Below are 19819 nucleotides of genomic sequence, written 5' to 3'. Positions count from 1 at the left end.
CTGACTGGTTGCATCCCAGTAGCCCGATCAGAAGAACGCTACACGAAATTACCGAGTTCGGCAGCGTAAGAGCTCGAAGCAAAGGCATAGTGTCAGATGTTTTTGTAAAGAACTGTTCGGATAGAATGCTGGCTTTTTCCGGACTTCGCAACGACCAAAACATCGACTGCAAAGCTGACGCAACAAGCACACTGCTACGTCGAAGGTGGGGGCAGATTGTTGGGGGGTGAGTTAGGGACGCGAATTATTGATATGTCTACCAATTCGAGTCATTGGACTAATCTTAGACACTTGTTCTCTCGGGTCGAGAGGGTAAAGGTCCAAGATCTTTAGCAAATTCTCTCATCAAGAAAGTCCCATGACTTGGCTTCCCCTCAGAGGTGCTGATTTGGCCCGCGCAAGCTGCGCGTACCCGCAGAGAGCTGCTAGGGTGACGCCGTGCTGAGCTGGGCTGGTCGCATCATCGGGGGAACATCGAGGTCAAGAATGTGTTCCCACTGATCGAGTGGTGCCGACCACCCTTCGGCCCGCAAAGGCTCTTCAAGCGGGACGATCCAAGGTTGCGGAAGCCAACTTCGCTGCACCGCGCAGTAGTCGACGGTCGGATCCATCAGCAGTTGCGGCTTGCGGCCATTGAGCGCCGCGATATTGAGAACATAGATCTGCAGATCTTTGCCCAGGTGCTTTCGATAGTGATCGCGGACATGATGGACGAACTCGATCACCATGTCCGGATCTTTGCCCATGCGGCTGATCTGGCGCTCGTTGAGAAAGTCGCTGACCTTCACCAGCCCGCGCGTGCCGGTCGCCGGGTCGACAACATAAAAACGAATGCCGACATCTTTCTCACGCAGCATCATGTGCCAGGCAAAGTGATGTCCTTCTTCAGTCCAACTGACATCGCCAGGATACAGGAAGTGTCGGAAAGGTAGGATCAGTTGCCAGGCACAAAACGCCAGTAGGCACGCAACTTGAAGCTTCCTCCAAACAGCGGCTTGCGGTATAGCGATCGCTTCGTCTGCGGTGACTTCCGGAAAACGCATCCAACGGCGAAACAGGTCCGAAGGAAAGAACAATAGCGTCGCCCCGATCATGAACCACGGAAAGATGCCGATCTCCCACAGGATCGAGTTCGTCAGATGAAAGCTCAACGCAAGCGCATAGGCGATCCAACGAGTCCGCCGCCACATGAGTGCCGGAACAATCAACAGATCGAACAGCGTTCCCAGGTAAGCGAAGGCGAATGGGGACCACTCAGACGAAAGTAGCTCGCCAATGAACGGAATGTTTTCACGGCGTGCCAGCCATAACTTCAGCGGCTGCGAGTTGAGCCAGTCGTAGTTCAGTTTCGCCAGGCCCCCGTAGAAATAGGGTATCCCGAGTTGAAGCCGCAGAAGCCAAAGCGTCCACGCTGGGACCTGAGTACTTGGTTTCACCCAGCGAAAATAGGCATCGACGGAACAAGCTCGATTCGCTGGCAGCAAAAACAAGATGCCGCTGAGCAAGCAGATCAGGTAGCAATGGTTCTGATAAAGGGCCTTCTCGATCAGAAACAGATGCGTGTATCCCAGGAAAAACAACAGCGACAACAAACGAAAGCAACACCCAAGCGTAATTCCCGTCGCGGCAACGCACATCAACGCCACATGGAAGTACATACCTTCGCCTGGCCAAGGCTTCACCCAACCAAAGCCTGGATAGGTGAAATGAAAGTCAGGCAGTACGTAGAAGAAATGAATCCAGTGGTCGACCGTCATGCTGTACAAGTGATACAGCATCATCACGCCGAAAAAGACGCGAAAGAACACGAGAGGTGCAATCGACAGCGGTTGGAACAAAAACTGTTCCAACTGTTGGTATCGCGACAACAAGGGACGCGTGTCGTGTGAGGATTCTGTCGAAGAGGTCGCGGGACTAAGCATGCGAAAAGATTGCTCTATCAAGTGCGAAATGGTCGCCGGTCAGAATCGCAAATTGCCTTGGCCGCCCAAACTATTTCAGGCAAGCCAAGGCAAAAGTTCCGTTTCATCGCTGTGGTTACGAACCGCGTGTAACTTCGGCCGGACCTTTGCGATGAAGGTGGATCTGCAGATCGTTGTCGTCCGGCAGGATTTCGACATCGACTTGCTTTCCGCCAGGGATAAATCGATTTCGCATCACCAATTGCTCGTCATCTTCCGGATCGGGCCGAAAGAACGTGACTGTGTGCTCGCCAATGATCGCACCGTCGTTGTTGCCATAGGTCGACAGCATAAACTTGCCGTCGCTTCCGATCGTTCCGCTGGCTGCTTTGCCAGAAGAGAGTGGATCGGCATTGCTCGTCACTTTCGGGGTGAAGGTGACATAGCCTTCGGTGACTGGTTTGCCATCCAGTTCGACATAACCGGTGACCGGGGCAACGTCTTTCATGTAGCTTGCCCGACCACATCCGCTGGCGACTGGTACGAAAACCAGTGACAGAATCGCCAGATACATCCAATTCAGCTTCACTGCTCAACCTTTGCTCAGAGATTCCCAACAGATCGCGGACCATCCAGATTTGGTCTTCCACCACACGATGCCGGCCGCGTTTTTGCATCGTGTGGGACTCTGCCAGAAACAATCAGGCGTCGATCGCGACCCCTGATTCAAGCCAGACTACGGACGTTCGACCACGCCGCCGTCTGCTTTGTCGACCAGTTTGCCAAAGGTAACCATGTCGATGTTTTCCGAGATAAACGAGATCGACCCATCCGCGAAGTTAAACTGCACGCCGCCTGGGTGTTGGCTGGCAAAGGAGTCGTCGCGAGTACCATTGGGAACGTGCTCCAACGCACCTTCAGCCACCACGTTCTGGTGTTGATTGTTGGTGCCGATCCAAACTTTAAAGTCGCCCACATTGCCGTGGGTTGGGCCGTCGATCGCTCGCATATCCGCGGTGTAAGCTTCGCCGATGGCGATCGTGTTGCTGGTACCGTCCAGCACGTCGCGAATCTTCGTTGGACGATAGAGGGTGCCAACTTTGCCGAACATGCCGGTGATCGAACCACCACCGGAGCCGAGGCTGCCGCTGTAGTCGTTGCGAGCATGACCACCCAGGTTCACGCCATCGTGTCCGCCAGCGCGAATTGGAGCGTGCGTCAACGTCATCGAGTTACTTGGACAGAGATAACCGTTGACGATCTGGTCGGTCACACCGACTTGCAGTTCGATCGATCGGTCTTCGGCCTGATTGGTGAAGTCGATTTGATCGTACAGATTCTTCTGTTCCATCTGCGGCAGGATCATGCAGGCCCAGCCGTATTCGTCGTCACCAAACAAGCTTCCTGGCGGAAACATACGGACGGTGTCGTGATAGTTGTGCAGTGCCAGGCCGATCTGCTTGAGATTGTTGGCACATTGGATCCGGCGAGCCGATTCTCGAGCCTGCTGTACGGCTGGCAACAAGAGAGAAACCAGAACACCAATGATGGCGATCACCACCAACAATTCGACCAGCGTAAATCCACGTCGCAACGTGCGCATACTGCTACACAGCATTACATTCCCCCGAAGGTAAGGTCTATAGGTACAATAGGTAGATACTACTGAGAGTGGTCACAACGTGACCTCTGCTGAAAAGCTTGTCGGCGAGACAGGAAAAGTGGTTGTCTCACTGGGATCCTAGTCTATCGAGTACACGCTCCGGAGTTGTTAATCACGGATGAAGACTGACGTAAGATTTGAAGATTCAGTCGGCTCAAAGGGTTCTTCTGCGGCTGTATTTGCGAGAATGCTGGTACTAGTGGCAATTGATTCCCCCTCATGGAATGGGGGAGCGGGGCTCGTTGGGGTCGGTCCTGTACTGGTATCCCAGCGGGTGATCGCTGAGGAGATCCATGCTGCGAGCGGTCGATCAATCGCCGTTCGCAGCATGCCGTGGATTGCCACTCTTACGATCCTTTGTATTCATCGTGCGTTATAAACAAGTCGTGATAGGAATCGTGTTATGCGTATGTCTTCGCGCGTAGTGTTGTTTGGCCTGGTTGCCATGCTGGCAACAGCGATCGGCTGTGCCGAAGGGCCTTCAGGAGAGCAGGGCAGGGCCGTCCAGGCTTTGGAATCACTCGGGCCGGCTCAGGTCGACCTGGATGAGCAGGAGAATGTGATCGGCCTCCAGTTCAACTCAACCCAAATGAACGATCAAGCGGCTGAGCACCTGGCTGGACTAACAGAATTACGACGTTTGAATCTTCGTCAATCAGGTGTTACGGACAACGCGTTGAAACATATTGCGACGCTTCGCTATTTGAAGTCGCTGTTCCTCGATGAAACCGCAGTGACCGGTGAAGGGCTTTCGCAACTCTCCGCGTGTGAAGATCTGCAGGAGTTGACTCTGATCGGATGCCCCGTCACTGACGGGACTGCCGCGGCAATTGGCCAACTGGTGACACTACGGTTGTTGGACCTGAGCAAGACGAAGATCACCGACCAAGCATTGCCGGGACTGGCTTCGCTGGCTGGATTAGAAGCCCTTTACCTGAAGCAAACAACGCTGACGGGGCAGGGGATCGCCACGCTGAAGCCGCTGACCCGACTTACCCTGATCGACTTATCAGGCATTCCGGTCAATCAAGACACGATCGACACACTGGCCAGCTTTCCGGAGCTAGACCGGCTTTACCTCGGGCAGAGTGCCCTAGGCGACGACTTGATTGCCTCGCTGGTCGATACGCTTATTCGCCATAACTCGAAAGTTCGCGGCATAGCACTTCCAGACGTTCCGTTGACCGACGCTTCGGTGGCTTCCCTCAAACGTTTGAAGGAATTACCGGAGCTGGCCCTGGTCGATATTCGCTACACGAAGATCAGCCGAGATGCCTATCGCGAGCTAACCCAAGCCGTCCCCGAAGTCAATTTCACGGCTGATTACCCAATTGAAGACTAGTTACCCGAACGGGCGATTTGCCACGTTCCGAGAGAGATCTCTAACGTTTCACGTTTACAGAAACAAGGTTTACGATGAATTGTCGATTGCCGCTTAGCGGATTGCTTCTTTGTTTGGCTGCGGCCAACGGTGCTCTGGCGCATGACGGAGAGCATGATCATGAACACGACCATGTGCATGAACTGATCCCCGTACAGCCGGCCGAAATGTACGCGCCTACCGCGATGCCGGATCGGATTGTGTTGACTTGGAGCGATGATCCGCAGACCACCCAAGCGGTCACCTGGCGGACTTCCGTCGATGTGCCGAAGGCGTATGCCGAGATTGCGATCGCCGAGGCAGGTCCTGGTTTTCCTGAGAAAGCCACGCGAATCGAAGCGAAGTCGGAAGCACTGAAGACCGACATCAGCACTGCTCACTTTCATAGCGTCACGTTCCGCGAACTAGAGCCAGGAACACGCTATGCGTACCGCGTCGGTGATGGCGTGAACTGGAGCGAATGGTTTCAGTTCTCGACGCCAGCGAAAGAGGACGGACCGTTCTCGTTCGTTTACTTTGGCGACGCGCAGAACAACCTGCGTTCGATGTGGTCGCGGGTGATTCGCGAGGCGTATCGAGATGCTCCGAAGGCAGCCTTTCTGCTGCATGCCGGCGACCTGGTGAATCGTGGCGGTTCGGATGCCGAGTGGGGCGAATGGTTTGGAGCTGGTGCCTGGTTAAACGCAATGACGCCAAGCGTTGCGGTGCCAGGGAATCACGAACACGTGAAGAACGAACAAGGCGATCGCCGCCTGACCGACCACTGGAAAGCTTCGTTCACCTTCCCAGAGAATGGACCACGCGGCCTGGAAGAGACTTGCTACACACTTGTTTATCAGAACCTGCGGATCATCGCCTTGAATAGCAATGAACTGCAGAAAGAGCAAACGGTGTGGCTTGAACAAGTGCTGGCGGAGAACCAATCGGAATGGGTCGTTTGCACCTTCCATCATCCGATTTACTCGACGGGCAAAGGTCGCGATAACCCAGAACTTCGTGAGCTGTGGAAGCCAGTCTTCGACAAGTATCGCGTTGACCTCGTGCTGCAAGGGCACGATCACACGTACGGCCGAACAGGTTTCAGTGTGCCGGCGGCCAATGCTTCCGACGACGAATTCGCCGATTTTCAAGCCGACGAAGACAATCGCAACGTGAAGGTTGGCATGACGAACGTACCGACCGGCGTGCAAAATATCGATCGCGAAAACGGTACGGTCTACGTCGTTTCGGTCAGTGGTCCGAAGATGTACGACAACACCCGCTGGCCTTTCATGAAACGTCTGGGCGAAGACACGCAGCTTTACCAGATCATCCATATCGATGGCGATCAACTGCGGTACGAATCACGCACGGCGATCGGACAGTTGTACGACGCATTCGAGCTGCACAAACAGCCAGGCAAGGCGAACAAACTGGTCGAGGTGGAAGTTGCTTTGCCCGAAAATCTTCGTCCGCGCGACAAGTAGTAACTTCGCTCGTCAAGAAAACAAACCGTGCTTCTCGTCGTTGGTCGAGAAGCACCGATGTTGATCGAATCGGTGCCAGTCGCTGGCCGTCAGTTCCTCTTGCGAAACCATGTCACTGCAGAAGCCGTATTTCAAGTCTGACTCCAGCAGTCGGTCGTAGGCCTCGCGGTTCGAGCAAGATAATCGACGTGACTATCGAATTAGAGATTGGCGAAACGCGTTCGTTGGGATGTGCACGCGAATTCACTGATGCTGGAAGCGTAACCAATCGGGTCAGTCAAATGATGCTCGCGAATTCTTGATCAATCCTCCGAGCAATCCAGAAAAACGAAGGCGGAAGATTAGGCAAACGTTGCCTCACGGATGCGTTCGATATCGCGTTTGGGTGGTAGGCCGAACTGGCGTTTGTATTCGCGATTAAACTGAGCGGCATCTTCGTAACCGACTTTGAAGGCGGCTTCGGCGGCATCGCTGTTTTCGTCCAGCATCAAACGCCGTGCTTCCTGCAAACGCAGCTTCTTTTGGAATTGGAGTGGGCTCATCGCGGTCGCCGCTTTAAAGTGGGCGTGAAAGCTGGAGACGCTCATGTTCACATCGCTCGCCAGATCCTCGATTCGCATTGGTTGATCGAAATTGCTGCGAATCGAGTTCACGGCGCGAACCATTCGATGCGATTTGCCGCCGAACTTTGCCAGGTGCCGGAGTCGGGCTCCTTGATCGCCAACTAGTAAACGAAAGATGATCTCACGCTTGGCCATCGGGGCGAGAACTTGATACTCGAGCGGATCGTCCAGCATGCGAATCAATCGCAGCACTGCGTTGAGGAGCGGTTCGCTTAGCGTGCTGACGTTGATCCCGACGGGGTTTTGTTCACCGACGTTCAGAGCAGCGAAGCCGGATTCAGAAAGGATCGAAGTCACGTCTGGTGTGTCGAGATTCAACCGCAAACTGAGGTACGGTTCTTTGGTCGTCGCCTCCACAACCTGACCACTCACGGGCAACGCCATCGTGGTAATCAAGTAATGGGCCAGGTCGTAACGGAATCGTTGTTCACCTAGCAGAACCTCTTTGCTCCCTTGCGAGATGATGCACAAGCAAGGCTCTGCGACCGCGTGTAGCAGATCTCCAGGATGGGAAGCCCGATTGAGGAAGATGCCTGGCTGCACTTCAAGCCGACCGTCGTTCGGCATCGCCTTGCCGATGCGGTGTGCCAATTCTTGGTGATCGCGATGAAACTGCTCGGTACTCATTTTCATGCTTTCTCTTTAAAGCTAGTGTGCGCAGAGTCGATTCTATCAATCAGTCGCAGTGGCAGAACAAAAAAACAGGGCGTTTAGAGAATCAGACAATCACCCTGTAGGATCGTCATATCTGTCCGGCACCGGGTCCCCTAGAATTCGACATCGAAAGGGGGAGCCGTGGTTTGCGATCACGAATGTCGCGGAGTTTTATCTAAGATGCGATCGGTTTTCCTGGTCGTCCTTCGACCGATAAGACTGTCGGAAGTTCATTCCAAGAAGGTCCACCGTTGCTGGAAACCACACCCCCTTGAAGACGCAGGACACTTGGTTGGTGGCAAAATCGCTTACGAGGATCGCGGCATCTTTCCCAGGTGTTTCTGCTCGAGAACCTCAACAACACATCGTCGGGAGCCAAAGGATGAAAACGCGAACGTTGGGCTCGAAGAAGTTGGAAGTCTCGGCCCTTGGTCTAGGCTGCATGGGAATGAGCTTTGCCTATGGCCAACCGGTGGAAGAATCGGTCGGAATCAATTTAATTCACGCTGCCATCGATATGGGCGTGACCTTTTTTGACACGGCCGAGGTCTACGGTGCTTACACCAATGAAGTGCTGGTCGGTAAGGCCTTGGTTACGAAACGGGACCAGGTGAAGATCGCCACGAAGTTTGGTTTCGCCATTGACGAGAATGGCAAACAGGCGGGGCTCGATAGTCGGCCAGAACATATCAAGGAAGTGGTGGAGGCAAGCCTCGTTCGTTTGCAGACCGATCACATCGATCTTCTTTATCAGCATCGCGTCGACCCGAACGTCCCGATCGAAGAGGTCGCCGGCACGGTTAAGGAATTGATCGAGGCAGGCAAGGTGGGGCACTTCGGTCTATCGGAAGCAGGCGTCGATGTGATTCGACGCGCCCACGCCGTGCAGCCAGTCACCGCTTTGCAAAGCGAGTACTCGATGTGGTGGCGCGAGCCCGAGGAGGAAGTGCTGCCGACGCTAGAAGAACTCGGGATCGGGTTTGTTCCGTTCAGTCCGCTCGGGAGAGGATTTCTGACGGGAACATTAAACGAGACGACCCAATTCGATAGCAGCGACTTCCGCAGCGCGGTCCCTCGCTTCTCGGCTGAAAATCGTAAAGCGAACCAAGACTTCGTAAATCTGGTTCAAGAGGTTGCGGAATCGAAGCAGGTCACGCCAGCCCAGATCGCCTTGGCCTGGTTGCTAGCCCAAAAGCCTTGGATCGTGCCGATTCCTGGCACAACCAAGCTGCATCGCCTGGAAGAAAACCTGGCAGCCGCTTCGATTGAGCTTTCCCGAGTAGAACTGGCAGACATCGATGCCGCCTTATCGAAACTGAAGGTGGTCGGCGATCGCTACTCGGAAGCGGGGCAGAAGTTGATTAATCGATGATCAGCTTCCGCATTCCCACCATGGCTCTCGTCCGGAAATGAAAGTCCGGGGCGAGAGCCGTTTGCCAGCAGAACGATCCCCTATGAACAAGTCGAGTGACCGCAACTTCGCAAACGTCCATCCGCACGTCTGAGCCAGCCAAGGAAGAATTGTCTCCAGCCAATAGAATGTGGATTTTGGCTATTGCCCTGAACACTTTAGCTTGATGATCGTCATCGCTGGCCTGCCTAAGATAGGTCACGATTTTCAACTTTCGCCAACGGATCTTTCGTGGGTGCGTAACGCTTGCTTCGCTGATGAGCGGCGCCGCCCCGAATGCGATGGTGTTGATCGCGTTCGTGCTGCTGAAAGTGAAACCACGCGAAGCGTAGTGCAGAAAGCGTTCTAAACCTCGGCGAACATTCGCAAGTCTAACTGCCGCTGGTCATCTCTTGATGAAGTTGCCGCACTAACTCAGCCGCAGACAAGCTTCGCAGTCGTGGTGCCCCTTGCCCGGCCCAGTGGGCACCGTAGTCGAAGTTGCCCTGCGGCTTCGCCGCGGCATGCAACGCTTTTCCGGCATCGTAGGCGATGGGATAGTCTGGGACCTGGCTCGCTTCGACCTCGTGGCAGAGGTTGGCCAGAACATTCGGCAAACTTCGAGCAGGCCGACCAGAAATCGTGTTAGTCATCACCGTTTCGTGGGCGGCGTTCGACTGCAAACGCTGACGATAGCCCGCATCGGTCGCGGCTTCCGGGCATAGCAGGAAGGCAGTTCCGAGTTGTGCTGCGGAAGCTCCAGCTTGCATCGCCTCGGCAATGTCGTTTCCGTCCATAATGCCACCTGCCGCGATCACCGGTATCGAAAGCTGCGAGGCAAGTTGGCGGGTCAGGGGCAAAGTGCCAAGTCGCGAATCGAGGACCGACGTATCGAACATCCCGCGATGCCCGCCTGCTTCGTAGCCTTGCGCCACAACGGCATCGATCCCAGCGGCGGCAATCGCCTGAGCCTCTTCAATGTTGGTCGCCGTGGCCAGAAGCGTCGTTCCTGCTTGTTTCAATTCTGCGATCGCGGAAGGGGACGGCAGGCCAAAGTGAAAGCTCACGATCGGCGGGCGTTCTTCCAGCAGCATCTCCAGCATCGGTTCGTTCTGCACGAAGCTGGTGTAGATCTCGCGAAGTGTTTGTGGTGGTTCGCAATCGAAGTTGGCGAAATGGGGACGGAGCCGTTCGACCCAGGCTGCTTGGCGGACCGGATCTTCAGTGGCGGGACGATGGCAAAACAAATTCACGTTGAACGGTCGGTCGGTCAGTTTGCGAACGGAACGGATCATCATTCGCGATGCGTCGACATCTAAGTTGCCAATACCTATCGAGCCCAGCCCACCAGCCGAAGAGACCGCAGCCACCAACTCCGGTGTCGACACGCCCGCCATCGGAGCCTGGAGAATGGGAAGCTGGATCGAAAGTAGTTTCAGCAAAGCGTTCATATGGGAGGTGACAATTGGCGAGGGCCGAAGCGTGAATACTCATAAAGCCAGTGGACCCAAGGAATTAGATGGTCGGAAAGCGAAGTCGTTACAGCAACGGTGATCGTACCAGTAAAGCGATCGTTGTTGATTGTTGGTTTAGGGTTACTAGGAAGGTTGGCGAGAAACAAAGAAAGGGCAAGAAAGCACCTCAGGGTTGTGCATTAAGGTTGAGTGGATTCCCGTCGAAGTGTAAGATAAAAATTCAGAAATCATGATCTAATCTGTCTGATTCTTCTCTTGGAGCGCGGTCCATGTCTTTTTCTAAGCGTCGATGTCGCGGCAGCGGTTTTACGCTCGTAGAGCTGCTCGTCGTAATCGCCATCATCGGAGTATTGATTGCTTTGTTGCTTCCTGCTGTTCAACAAGCACGGGAAGCAGCCCGTCGGATGCAATGTTCGAACAACCTGAAACAGGTCGGCATTGCTCTGCACAACTATCACGACGTGGTGCGAACGTTGCCACCAGGTTCGTTGCGGCTGACGGGGCACGGCAACTCGTTCTGGGTTCACATTCTTCCCCATCTGGAGGCGGGCAACGTATACGACAAGATCCCCGCGATGCAGTGGTTCTGGTTGGGAAGCACTTCGTCGAGTTCGGCGGCGACCCGTGCGGCGTTCGCCAACTTCAATCCTGTTTGGTTGAACTGCCCGTCGAGTTCCTTACCAGATACGACCAATCAGCAGGGAACTGAAGTCGCCATCGCTGACTACATTGCGATCGCCGGCGCTGAAGGGCATCAGACGTGCGATCCGAATAATCAGGACATGGGCTTGGTCTGTGGTGGTGGGATGCTGGTGCCGAACATCGTGCATGGTTTCCGCGATGCCACCGACGGGACTTCCAATACGATGGTGGTTGGGGAAAGTTCAGGCCGCAGTTTCAACAGCAGCGGAGCGATCGTCGATCCACGAAACAGTCGGAACAGTGGGTTTCAAATGGGGAAGAACTACAACACGATCCCCAAGGGGCCTGATAGCTGGTACATCAGCCACATCCATAGCCGACGCTGCTACAACTTCACGACCGTTGTCTATCCGATTGGTCACAACACCTACAACGGAACCACCCAAGGCAACGATCGCTGCAATGCGCCTCTCAATTCCGAGCATCCTGGTGGCGCTCAGTTTTTGTTCCTCGATGGAAGCGTTCACTTCCTGCCAGAGACCACGCAGTTGGCTTTGCTGAAAAACCTGGCCAATCGTGATGACGGCAATGTCGTGACGATCCCTTAACGAACCATCGAAAACCAAACAAGGAATTGGGAAATGAGCATATCGATTCGCCACGGCTGGGGACTGGCAGGTATCTTGGCATTGCTGCTGACCATTGGTTGCTTTCTGAAGCCAATCGAGCCGGTGGGTAGTGTGACTGGTACGGTTAGCTACGAAGGAACACCGCTCGACGACGGGATCGTTTCGTTCATCAACTACGATCAAGGCGTTCGCGTGGATGCCGAGATCCAGCCTGATGGAACATACACGGCAACGACCCACAAAGGTGGCTTGCCGCTGACCGAGTACAAAGTCATCGTCTTCCCACCAGAGATTCCAGATCCGAACCCGTCGGGGACTTCAGAGCCAGGGCTTGTGCTGAAGACCATGGACAACATCCCCAAGCAGTACCGGGCCCCCAAGACGACGCCGCTGACTTGCCAGGTCGAGGCGGGCGAGAATGCGTTTGATGTCGAGATGAAGAACTAAGTCGTACCGATCGCAACGACCGGTATTCGCCAAAAGCCTTCCTGTTCGGAAGGCTTTTTTTGTGACGCTGCGGCCGAGCGATTACAATGGGGCGATTCCCACCTCGACCCTACCTTCCTCTGCAATCTTGCCATGCCCTCGACAACGACTCGCCTGATTGGTTTGCTGCTTTGTGCCGTGATGACAAATTGGTGCTATGGTGCCGAGTGGCACGTCAATAATCAAAGCGGTCGCGATTCCCACGTCGGTTCGGCCGAGAAGCCTTTCGCCACGCTGCAGAAAGCGATCAACGCTGCCCAAGACGGTGATGTGATTCAATTGCATCCGGCCGGGGCGATCTATCGCCAATCGGCCAGTTTGCGAGCTCGTTCTGGCATTACCATTGAGGGCAACGGCGTGACGCTCGACGGCGCTGATCCGCTGCCGAATGAAGGTTGGGAAAAGGTCGAGGCTGATCTGTTTCGGAAGCAACTGCCGGTGACCGCCTACAACCGCCATTTGCTGATTGTTGATGGCAAGATGGAGCGGATGAATCGTACGCAAAGTTCGAACTCGCCACCGTTCCCACCGCTGGAAGAACTGAAACCAGGGCAGTTCCGCTTCGAGAACATCGACGAGAAGAAGGGTTGGCTCTACGTCCGAGGCAGCACGGCCAATCTGCAGTGGGCTACCCGAGTCAATGGCCTGGCAACCAGTGGAACTTGTCGCCGAATTGTCGTGCGAAACTTGAAGACCCGTAACTTCCTGAATGACGGCTTCAATGCTCATGGGGATGGCCGCGAGATGCGTTTCGAGAATATCGAGGGGTACGACTGCTTCGATGAAGGGTTCTCGGCTCACGAAACGTGCGAATGCGTGATCGACGGTGGGAAGTTTTTCGGCAATGAGAACGGAATCGCTGACGTGAATCAGGCCGAGACGGTTTATCGAAATTGCCAGTTCTTCGGCAATGTGAATAACGATGTCTATTTGATCGGGCAGCGGCATGAACTGATCGATTGCCAGATCATCAACACGACGACCGCTTCGGCTTTGGTGGCTGGTCCGCGAGCCGATGTCGAGGGTTTCGAGTTGAAACTGACGCGAGTCGAGGTCAGTACCAAAGAAAAAAGCACGCCTGCGTTGGTTCGCGTCAACGGAGGGGAGCTGGTGATCGATGATTGTCGCTTCACCGATACGACCTTGAATACGATCGGTGCGAAGGTTATTGAATCTTCCGCTAAGCCAGCAGAATCGAATTGAGGCCGCTAATTTCGTTGGCGTGCCTGTCGCGGATTTGCGAGAATAAGGGCTTCCTGTCCCATTTTGCACTCTCGAAGGAACCCGCCTTATGAAGAAACTGTTTCTGTTTCTCGCCCTGCTGGGCTTCACGCAGCAAGCGTTCGCTGCGGATACCAAGGAAATGAAAGACGTACCGTACGGAGATCATCCACGGCAGGTTCTCGACTTCTATCAGGCCGAATCGGACAAGCCGACGCCGGTGGTGTTTTACATCCATGGTGGTGGCTGGCAAGGTGGCGATAAAAAGACCAATCCGAAGGCCTATCTCGACAAGGGTATCTCGGTCGTAGCGATCAATTATCGCTACGTAAAGAACGCCGTCGAAGAAGGCGTGACTCCACCGGTGAAAGCTCCGCTGGAAGACGCGGCCCGGGCACTGCAGTTCGTGCGGTCGAAGGCTGGCGAATGGAATCTCGATAAAGAAAAGATCGGTGCCACCGGCGGCTCCGCTGGTGGCTGCTCGTCGCTGTGGCTTTCGTTCCATGACGACATGGCCGATCCCAATAGCGAAGATCCGATCGCTCGCGAATCGACTCGTCTCTACTGTGCTGCCGTGAATGGTGCCCAGGTTTCACTCGATCCGAAAGAGTTGCGCGAATGGATGCCCAACTATCGCTACGGTGCCCATGCTTTCGGTCTGCCGAATTTGGACGTCGTGATGGAAAAGCGTGAGTCGGTGATGCCTTGGGTCAAGGAATACTCACCGATCGAACATGTCACCAAAGACGATCCGCCGATCGCGATGTTCTACGGTGGCGAGAAGCCAGTCCTTGGTTCGTCCCCCAAAGATCCTACGCACTCCGGCGTGATGGGGCTGAAGCTGAAGGAACGTCTCGAAGAAGCTGGCGTCGATGTCGTGCTTGTTCACCCAGGCGTCGAAAAGCCACAGTACCGCAACGCAACCGAGTACCTGATCGAGAAGCTGAGCAACTAAGCTTGATCTTCACGATTCACTCAAAAGAGAAGCCTCGTTCCTGGAACGAGGCTTTGTTGTTTGCCCTGCCTCAAATTCTTTGAACGCAGAACTAGTTTCGTTCCGGCCACAGCGTTTCTTCGGTGGGCAACGTGACAACCGGCCAGTTCATTGGGAAGATTCGAACGATCCGTCCTGGTCGGTAGCCTTCCAGAAGCATCTGGGGCTGGACGCGGATTTGAATACCGCTGCTGCCGGGCTGCTTGTCGATCTCCGTCTTCTCCAGGATCGGTCCGGCTTTGCGATCGTTCACCTGATCGTAGATTTGCAGCGTCGGTTCTGCCACGACTACGTGCACCGGACCAGAGACCTTAAAGTCTTCGATCAACTGGGGATCAACGCCGCCAAACAGCGTGACCGTCAACACGCGGTTTGGGTTGTCGACTGCTTCGATGATGCCGGCCAGCCCACGATCTTTCTGGTAGAGACGATGCTGCTCAAGCTGCTGAGCCGTAGCGATCGCTCGCGACTGTTCATCCAGCCATAGATCGGTACAGCGTCCGATTCCATAGAGCGTGGCCCAAGTCAAGTTGAACAACACCGTCTGCCCTGGCTCGATGTCCTCGAGCGTGCCGATCTTCTCTCCCTGGTAGACCCTTGTGGCCGAAGTCAGGTCGAGCTTGATCTTCGTCGGTTCTTTTACCCCTGCAGCCTGACTGACCAGATAGATTTGCATCTCTTTCAGGTCGACCGAATCGACCAGCCACAACTGTTTCTTATTCTGGTAGTAGGTGAAGTCATCTTCCAGGCGGAACGCCTTGTTGAAGCCATCTTCGATACTCTTCCGGTTCAGGAAGATCGAATGGGTCTCTTCGTCTTTATCCTTGTAGTAGAACCAACCATGCAGATGCGTCCCGAGCGGGATGTCTTTGAGTGCCGCCGGAGCACCGTGATGGGCGACCGATCCATATGGGAGCATGCGGAAGTCGATCGGCAAGTCCCAGTGACTTCGCCGCTGAGCGTCGGTTCGCGAAACACGAAGCACGCCGGTGCGGCGAATGTGATCGACACCTACCAACTCGCCAGAGAAGTAGTGCGCCGATCCTTCCGGTGGAAATTGCCCCGGCACCGTCTGGTACCAGGGAAGCTTTTCGTCCGGATTGGCGTCGGTGCGGTACGCTTCCTGGGCCGCAAGCGGTGAGGCGAAACCGACAACAAACAACATCAGGTAGGCAAGATTCAATCGCACGAGAGGACTACCCCAAAATTTCCGACATGACTCGATTACTGTCGCCAAACTGTTCGGCTGGGACATCCATTTTCTGCATCATCGTCAACAGAAGATTGCTTAGGTGCGCATCGCTGTCGATCGGCCGCGAGCAAACACGATAGTGCTTCTGCGAGTCGTCCATGGTGTAGTTGCCCAGCGATGGCAGGTTGAAGTCGACATGGTTACCATGCTTCAAGCCCAAGCCGGAACCACCTGCCAGGATCATTGGCAAGTTGGCGTTGCCGTGACTATGACCATACGCCATACCACTGCCAAACAAGACCATCGTCCGGTCGAGCAGCGTTTCGTTTTCTTCTTCCTGGTACGACTTCAATCGTTCGAGGAAGTACGAGAACTGCTGAACAAGGAACGTATCGGTTTCGGTCAAGCGGCGAAGTTGTTCTGGATCGCCGTTGTGGTGCGATAGTTCGTGGCGTGTTTGAGCGACACCAATTTCCGGAATCGCCAGGCCATTGCTTTCGCTCCCGCTCATGCAGGTAATGACCCGTGTCATGTCGGTTCGCAGGGCCAACACCATCAGATCGTAGATCGTCCGATACAAATCGCCAGCATCGGTGTTCGGAATGTCGCGGGTCAGCTTGGCCTTGGTTGCCTCGGCGACCTCTGGCTTCGGGATGTCGAGCCAGTCATACGAACGCTGCGTCCGGATTTCGACGTCGCGGACCGCATGCAGGTACTCGTCGAGCTTGTTGCGGTCTTCAGTGCCGATCTGACCTCGGAAAGAGTTGGCATCTTCCAGGATCGCGTCGAGCACGCTGCCACGGCGATTGAGGTTTCGTTTGGCACCTTCGACGCCACCCTTTTCGACACCGAACAAGCGGTCGAAGATCGCTCGTGGGCGACGTTCGGCTGGCAGAGGAATACCGTCGGGAGACCAGGCGAGCGTACCGCCGGTGATCGCCAGTTCGAGCGACGGAAAGCGAGTGTGCTGCGAGGTGACCTGAGCCATCATCTGGTCGGCAGAAACCGAGTTACGGAAGGCGCCCCCTTCCTGACTGATCTTGGCGGCGGTGAGCCAGATTTTGTCGCACTCATGTGCCTGACCGATGCCGTTGGGATGGTACAGACCACTGATCGGCGTGATTTGTTGACGATGCGCCTCGAGCGACTTCATCGGGCCGCTCAGTTCATAGTCGGCACCCGCTTGTTGGATTTGCCAGGTCAGGGTGTTCACCCCATTAGGCACGTAGATGAAGACGGCCCGTTTCGGCTTGGCTTTGCCCTTGTCAGCCTCGGCCTTCTCTTCCGCCAGCAGTGAAGCGGGATCCATGCAATGGAGCAATGGAAGAGCAAGACTTGCCCCCATGCCTCGCAGCACGTGTCGGCGGCTAACTTTCCATCGTCGTGAATTGAAATAGCTCATGGTTCACCGTTTCTGGAACAAGTCGGAAAGGACAAAGGCTTCGACCAGATCACGCACGCGGTAATCGGTATCTCGGCTTTGCGCCGCGATTGCCTCGAGGGACTGGCGATCGTCAACCGTCATGGTTCGACGAAGGGAATAGGTTGCCAGCTTCTTCAGGAAGGTGTCGTTGAAGTCATCGACATTCGCCAAAAGCAACTGGCGGAACTCGGCCGGACCGGCGAACTCGCGACCATCCGGCAGCACGCCACTGGCGTCGACTTTCGGATTCGCACCGGTGCCGTTAGGTACTACTTCTTCGGTTCGCCAGCGACCGATGGCATCGAAGTTGTCGAACGCCAAGCCAAGTGGATCGATCTTGCGATGGCATGCCGCGCAGTTAGCGTCATGCTTGTGGGCTTCCAGCTTCATGCGGATGGTTGCCTTGGGCGAATCGACCGGGTTCGGTTCGATCGGGTCGACATTCGCCGGAGGTGGTGGTGGCGACTTGCCAAAGATCGATTCCATTACCCACACACCACGATGTACCGGGCGATGTCGGGTGCCATCGGAAGTGAGCGACAAGATCGCGGCCTGGGTCAACAGACCACCACGATGGGCTTCGTCTGAAAGGGGGACTCGCTGGAAGCGATCCGCTTCGATTCCCGGCATTTCGTAGTGCATCGCCAGACGAGGGTTCACCATCGTCCAGTCGGAATCAAGGAACTCGCGGAGACTCAAATTCTGGTCGAGCACTTCCTGAAAGAAGGCGGACGTTTCGCCACGCATGCTTCGTTCCAGGTGCGGATCGTAGTTGGGGTACAGTTCTTTGTTCGGCGGGAACATCCCGAGCTTGTGCAGTTGCAGCCATTGCCGTGGGAAGTCTTGACTGAATCGGGCGGCCCGTGGATCGGCCAGCATGCGGTCGAACTGTTCTTTCAAGATCTGCTTGTCGTGCAGTTTGCCTTCATGAGCGAGCTTCAGCAGCTCTTCGTCGGGCATCGTGCTCCACAGCATGTAGGCCAGCCGATTGGCGATCTCGAAATCGTCGAGCGTGTCGGTTGGCTGCGCCAGATTGCCTTCGACCAGAAACAGGAAGTCTTTCGAGCAAAGGACGCCCAGCATTGCCGTTTTCATGGCGGGCTGCGTCTTCGCTCCGGCGGCCAGTTCTTCGTTGACGATTGTCATGTAGCGGTCGACTTCAGCCGCGGTAACCGGACGTCGGAAGGCATCTTCGCAAAAGCGTGTCAGGCATTCGCGAATCTCGTCCGGCTTGGCGCCATCGGCTGGCATGTAGCGTGCCCGCTTCGCCGCGACTTCGTCGGTGATAATAGGGCCTTCCCATTCCACCCAGTCGACGATCAGGAACGGATAGAGTGGCACGCCTTCTTCATCGGTCAGCTTGATTTGCCACGGAATGCGGCCTTCTTTCAGGCTGAAGAAGGGACGATTGCCCGACCGGCCAGAGCGAGGCAAGTTCGAGGGGCCTGGAACGTCGTTGGTCAATTCAAACGAGTTCGCACCGGGTGGCAGGTGACAAGTGAATTCGACGATCTCAGGCTTGTCTTCGGGAGCGAGAATATCTTGCTCGAACAGCAGGCGATCGATCTTGTCGGCATAGAAGGTAAGGTGAGGTGCACGTCCGCCGGGCGGTTTCATGCCGCTGACTTGAATGCGGACTTTGAAGAAGCCCCCATTCTTCAGCATATCGTTGCCTGGGCCAGGTCTTCCCCCTTGGATATGGTGCCCTGGCCACATGTCGACACGAACTTTGTCGGCCAGGCCTTGGGCTTCCAACTCTTCGATCTGCTCGCGCGAAGGGCCGCCTCGCAGATCGAGGGCTCGCTTACGAACAATGGTGCTTTCGATCGGCTTTTCTGGATATGCCTCGTCCAGAATCTGTTCAGCCGCGTTGTAGTACTTCTCGATGTGCGAGGCCGACAATGAAAGGACCGTGCCGATGCGTTCGAAACCGTGGTACTCGGAATCTTCATTCAATCCGCCAGGGTCGGCGACGCCGTAACGCACGCCGAGAAGATCTTCGACCGTGTTGGCATATTCCGATCGCGAAAGGCGATGAAACGAAACTGGCTGTCGTTCAGCGAGTCGGGCCGAGCGACCTTCTTCAATACGTGCCGCCAGCCATTCGACCACCTTGGCACCTTGTTCCGCGGTGGGCCGCTCCGGTTCGTCTTCCGGGGGCATCTCGCCACTGTTGATCTTCTCGATCACTTCCAACCAGCGATTGACCGTGGTGCCGCCACCGACATCTTTTGACAGGGTATCAACGCGGAAATCACCTTCCTGCGATTCAGGGCCATGGCACCGAACACAGTGCGACTGCATGAACGTTCCAACAACATCCTGGAATGGTACGGCCTGATCGGCGGCTTGCGATTGAGAACACGCAATGGTTCCCAAAATGGCAACCGAAAGCATGACGCGCGAGAGTGGTCGACTCATCATATTGGGCAGCGGCTGAAAGGTGGGAAGGAAGGGGGCGGGATAGGACAATTTCTTCCTCGGGGTAGGCTGCCTCATCTTAGACCCAATCCTTTGGGTGGGTCAATTGAAAAACATAATTGTCCCCATAAATCTTTCTGTCTGGGTGTGATTTGGCGCAACACAAAGTTTGACGCGGGGTTACTCACTCGTCAGAATGCATCTCACCTGCATTGAAATCGCTTACCACAGCAGTCCCTCCTCCCAATCCCAAAACCA

General features: G+C 55.2%; 15 protein-coding genes. 7 read left to right on the top strand and 8 right to left on the bottom strand.

Features of this window, described 5'->3' with window-relative positions; genetic code table 11:
• Positions 1 to 425: 425 nt before the first annotated feature.
• The 3 genes from AB1L30_RS27320 to AB1L30_RS27310 form a co-directional block, all read right to left on the bottom strand.
• A complete protein-coding gene (locus AB1L30_RS27320) occupies positions 426 to 1871 on the bottom strand; it encodes an HTTM domain-containing protein (protein WP_367017809.1) in 1446 nt (481 codons plus the stop codon).
• A gap of 166 nt (positions 1872 to 2037) precedes the next feature.
• Complete coding sequence (locus tag AB1L30_RS27315; protein ID WP_367017807.1) at positions 2038 to 2490, bottom strand: hypothetical protein; 453 nt, start codon at positions 2488 to 2490, stop codon at positions 2038 to 2040.
• 147 nt (positions 2491 to 2637) lie between these two features.
• Entirely contained in the window at positions 2638 to 3519 is an 882-nt protein-coding gene (locus tag AB1L30_RS27310) for a DUF1559 domain-containing protein (RefSeq protein ID WP_367017805.1), read from the bottom strand.
• 448 nt (positions 3520 to 3967) lie between these two features.
• Between AB1L30_RS27310 and AB1L30_RS27305 the strand changes: the two genes are divergently transcribed.
• The gene (locus AB1L30_RS27305; protein WP_367017803.1) at positions 3968 to 4906 is read left to right on the top strand and encodes a hypothetical protein; all 939 of its coding nucleotides are present in this window, start codon (positions 3968 to 3970) and stop codon (positions 4904 to 4906) included.
• Positions 4907 to 4980: 74 nt separating this feature from the next.
• Positions 4981 to 6411 carry a metallophosphoesterase family protein gene (locus AB1L30_RS27300; protein ID WP_367017801.1) on the top strand — a complete coding sequence of 477 codons (1431 nt, stop codon included), beginning with the start codon at positions 4981 to 4983 and terminating at the stop codon, positions 6409 to 6411.
• A 341-nt stretch (positions 6412 to 6752) separates the two neighbouring features.
• Here AB1L30_RS27300 and AB1L30_RS27295 read toward each other — a convergent pair whose 3' ends face one another.
• Positions 6753 to 7667 carry an AraC family transcriptional regulator gene (locus AB1L30_RS27295; protein ID WP_367017799.1) on the bottom strand — a complete coding sequence of 305 codons (915 nt, stop codon included), beginning with the start codon at positions 7665 to 7667 and terminating at the stop codon, positions 6753 to 6755.
• A 403-nt stretch (positions 7668 to 8070) separates the two neighbouring features.
• On the opposite strand from AB1L30_RS27295, the gene AB1L30_RS27290 reads away from it, so the two are divergent.
• A complete protein-coding gene (locus tag AB1L30_RS27290; protein ID WP_367017797.1) occupies positions 8071 to 9060 on the top strand; it encodes an aldo/keto reductase in 990 nt (329 codons plus the stop codon).
• 410 nt (positions 9061 to 9470) lie between these two features.
• On the opposite strand, the gene AB1L30_RS27285 is transcribed toward AB1L30_RS27290, so the two are convergent.
• Complete coding sequence (locus tag AB1L30_RS27285) at positions 9471 to 10529, bottom strand: nitronate monooxygenase (RefSeq protein ID WP_367017795.1); 1059 nt, start codon at positions 10527 to 10529, stop codon at positions 9471 to 9473.
• A gap of 293 nt (positions 10530 to 10822) precedes the next feature.
• On the opposite strand from AB1L30_RS27285, the gene AB1L30_RS27280 reads away from it, so the two are divergent.
• From AB1L30_RS27280 to AB1L30_RS27265, 4 genes are all read left to right on the top strand, one after another.
• Positions 10823 to 11803 carry a DUF1559 domain-containing protein gene (locus AB1L30_RS27280; protein WP_367017793.1) on the top strand — a complete coding sequence of 327 codons (981 nt, stop codon included), beginning with the start codon at positions 10823 to 10825 and terminating at the stop codon, positions 11801 to 11803.
• Positions 11804 to 11836: 33 nt separating this feature from the next.
• Entirely contained in the window at positions 11837 to 12271 is a 435-nt protein-coding gene (locus AB1L30_RS27275) for a hypothetical protein (RefSeq protein WP_367017791.1), read from the top strand.
• A gap of 132 nt (positions 12272 to 12403) precedes the next feature.
• Complete coding sequence (locus AB1L30_RS27270; RefSeq protein ID WP_367017789.1) at positions 12404 to 13513, top strand: hypothetical protein; 1110 nt, start codon at positions 12404 to 12406, stop codon at positions 13511 to 13513.
• 88 nt (positions 13514 to 13601) lie between these two features.
• Complete coding sequence (locus tag AB1L30_RS27265) at positions 13602 to 14486, top strand: alpha/beta hydrolase (protein WP_367017787.1); 885 nt, start codon at positions 13602 to 13604, stop codon at positions 14484 to 14486.
• A 91-nt stretch (positions 14487 to 14577) separates the two neighbouring features.
• Here AB1L30_RS27265 and AB1L30_RS27260 read toward each other — a convergent pair whose 3' ends face one another.
• Genes AB1L30_RS27260 through AB1L30_RS27250 form a run of 3 tightly spaced genes read right to left on the bottom strand, consistent with a single transcriptional unit; the run spans position 14578 to position 19612 of the window.
• The gene (locus tag AB1L30_RS27260; RefSeq protein WP_367017785.1) at positions 14578 to 15714 is read right to left on the bottom strand and encodes a hypothetical protein; all 1137 of its coding nucleotides are present in this window, start codon (positions 15712 to 15714) and stop codon (positions 14578 to 14580) included.
• 7 nt (positions 15715 to 15721) lie between these two features.
• Complete coding sequence (locus tag AB1L30_RS27255) at positions 15722 to 17119, bottom strand: DUF1552 domain-containing protein (protein WP_367017783.1); 1398 nt, start codon at positions 17117 to 17119, stop codon at positions 15722 to 15724.
• A gap of 3 nt (positions 17120 to 17122) precedes the next feature.
• On the bottom strand, positions 17123 to 19612 hold the full coding sequence (locus tag AB1L30_RS27250; protein ID WP_367017781.1) for a DUF1592 domain-containing protein: 2490 nt from the start codon (positions 19610 to 19612) through the stop codon (positions 17123 to 17125).
• Positions 19613 to 19819 lie beyond the last annotated feature (207 nt).

Source organism: Bremerella sp. JC817 (genome assembly GCF_040718835.1).
Taxonomy (GTDB): domain Bacteria; phylum Planctomycetota; class Planctomycetia; order Pirellulales; family Pirellulaceae; genus Bremerella.
Note: the sequence above shows the minus strand (reverse complement) of the source record. Positions and strands in the feature narration are given on the sequence as shown.

Excerpts from the sequence above, each read along its gene's own strand:
- AB1L30_RS27310 (WP_367017805.1), bottom strand. The coding sequence starts at position 3,519 with ATGCTGTGTAGCAGTATGCGCACGTTGCGACGTGGATTTACGCTGGTC.
- AB1L30_RS27305 (WP_367017803.1), top strand. The coding sequence starts at position 3,968 with ATGCGTATGTCTTCGCGCGTAGTGTTGTTTGGCCTGGTTGCCATGCTG.
- AB1L30_RS27300 (WP_367017801.1), top strand. The coding sequence starts at position 4,981 with ATGAATTGTCGATTGCCGCTTAGCGGATTGCTTCTTTGTTTGGCTGCG.
- AB1L30_RS27295 (WP_367017799.1), bottom strand. The coding sequence starts at position 7,667 with ATGAAAATGAGTACCGAGCAGTTTCATCGCGATCACCAAGAATTGGCA.
- AB1L30_RS27290 (WP_367017797.1), top strand. The coding sequence starts at position 8,071 with ATGAAAACGCGAACGTTGGGCTCGAAGAAGTTGGAAGTCTCGGCCCTT.
- AB1L30_RS27285 (WP_367017795.1), bottom strand. The coding sequence starts at position 10,529 with ATGAACGCTTTGCTGAAACTACTTTCGATCCAGCTTCCCATTCTCCAG.
- AB1L30_RS27280 (WP_367017793.1), top strand. The coding sequence starts at position 10,823 with ATGTCTTTTTCTAAGCGTCGATGTCGCGGCAGCGGTTTTACGCTCGTA.
- AB1L30_RS27275 (WP_367017791.1), top strand. The coding sequence starts at position 11,837 with ATGAGCATATCGATTCGCCACGGCTGGGGACTGGCAGGTATCTTGGCA.
- AB1L30_RS27270 (WP_367017789.1), top strand. The coding sequence starts at position 12,404 with ATGCCCTCGACAACGACTCGCCTGATTGGTTTGCTGCTTTGTGCCGTG.
- AB1L30_RS27265 (WP_367017787.1), top strand. The coding sequence starts at position 13,602 with ATGAAGAAACTGTTTCTGTTTCTCGCCCTGCTGGGCTTCACGCAGCAA.
- AB1L30_RS27255 (WP_367017783.1), bottom strand. The coding sequence starts at position 17,119 with ATGAGCTATTTCAATTCACGACGATGGAAAGTTAGCCGCCGACACGTG.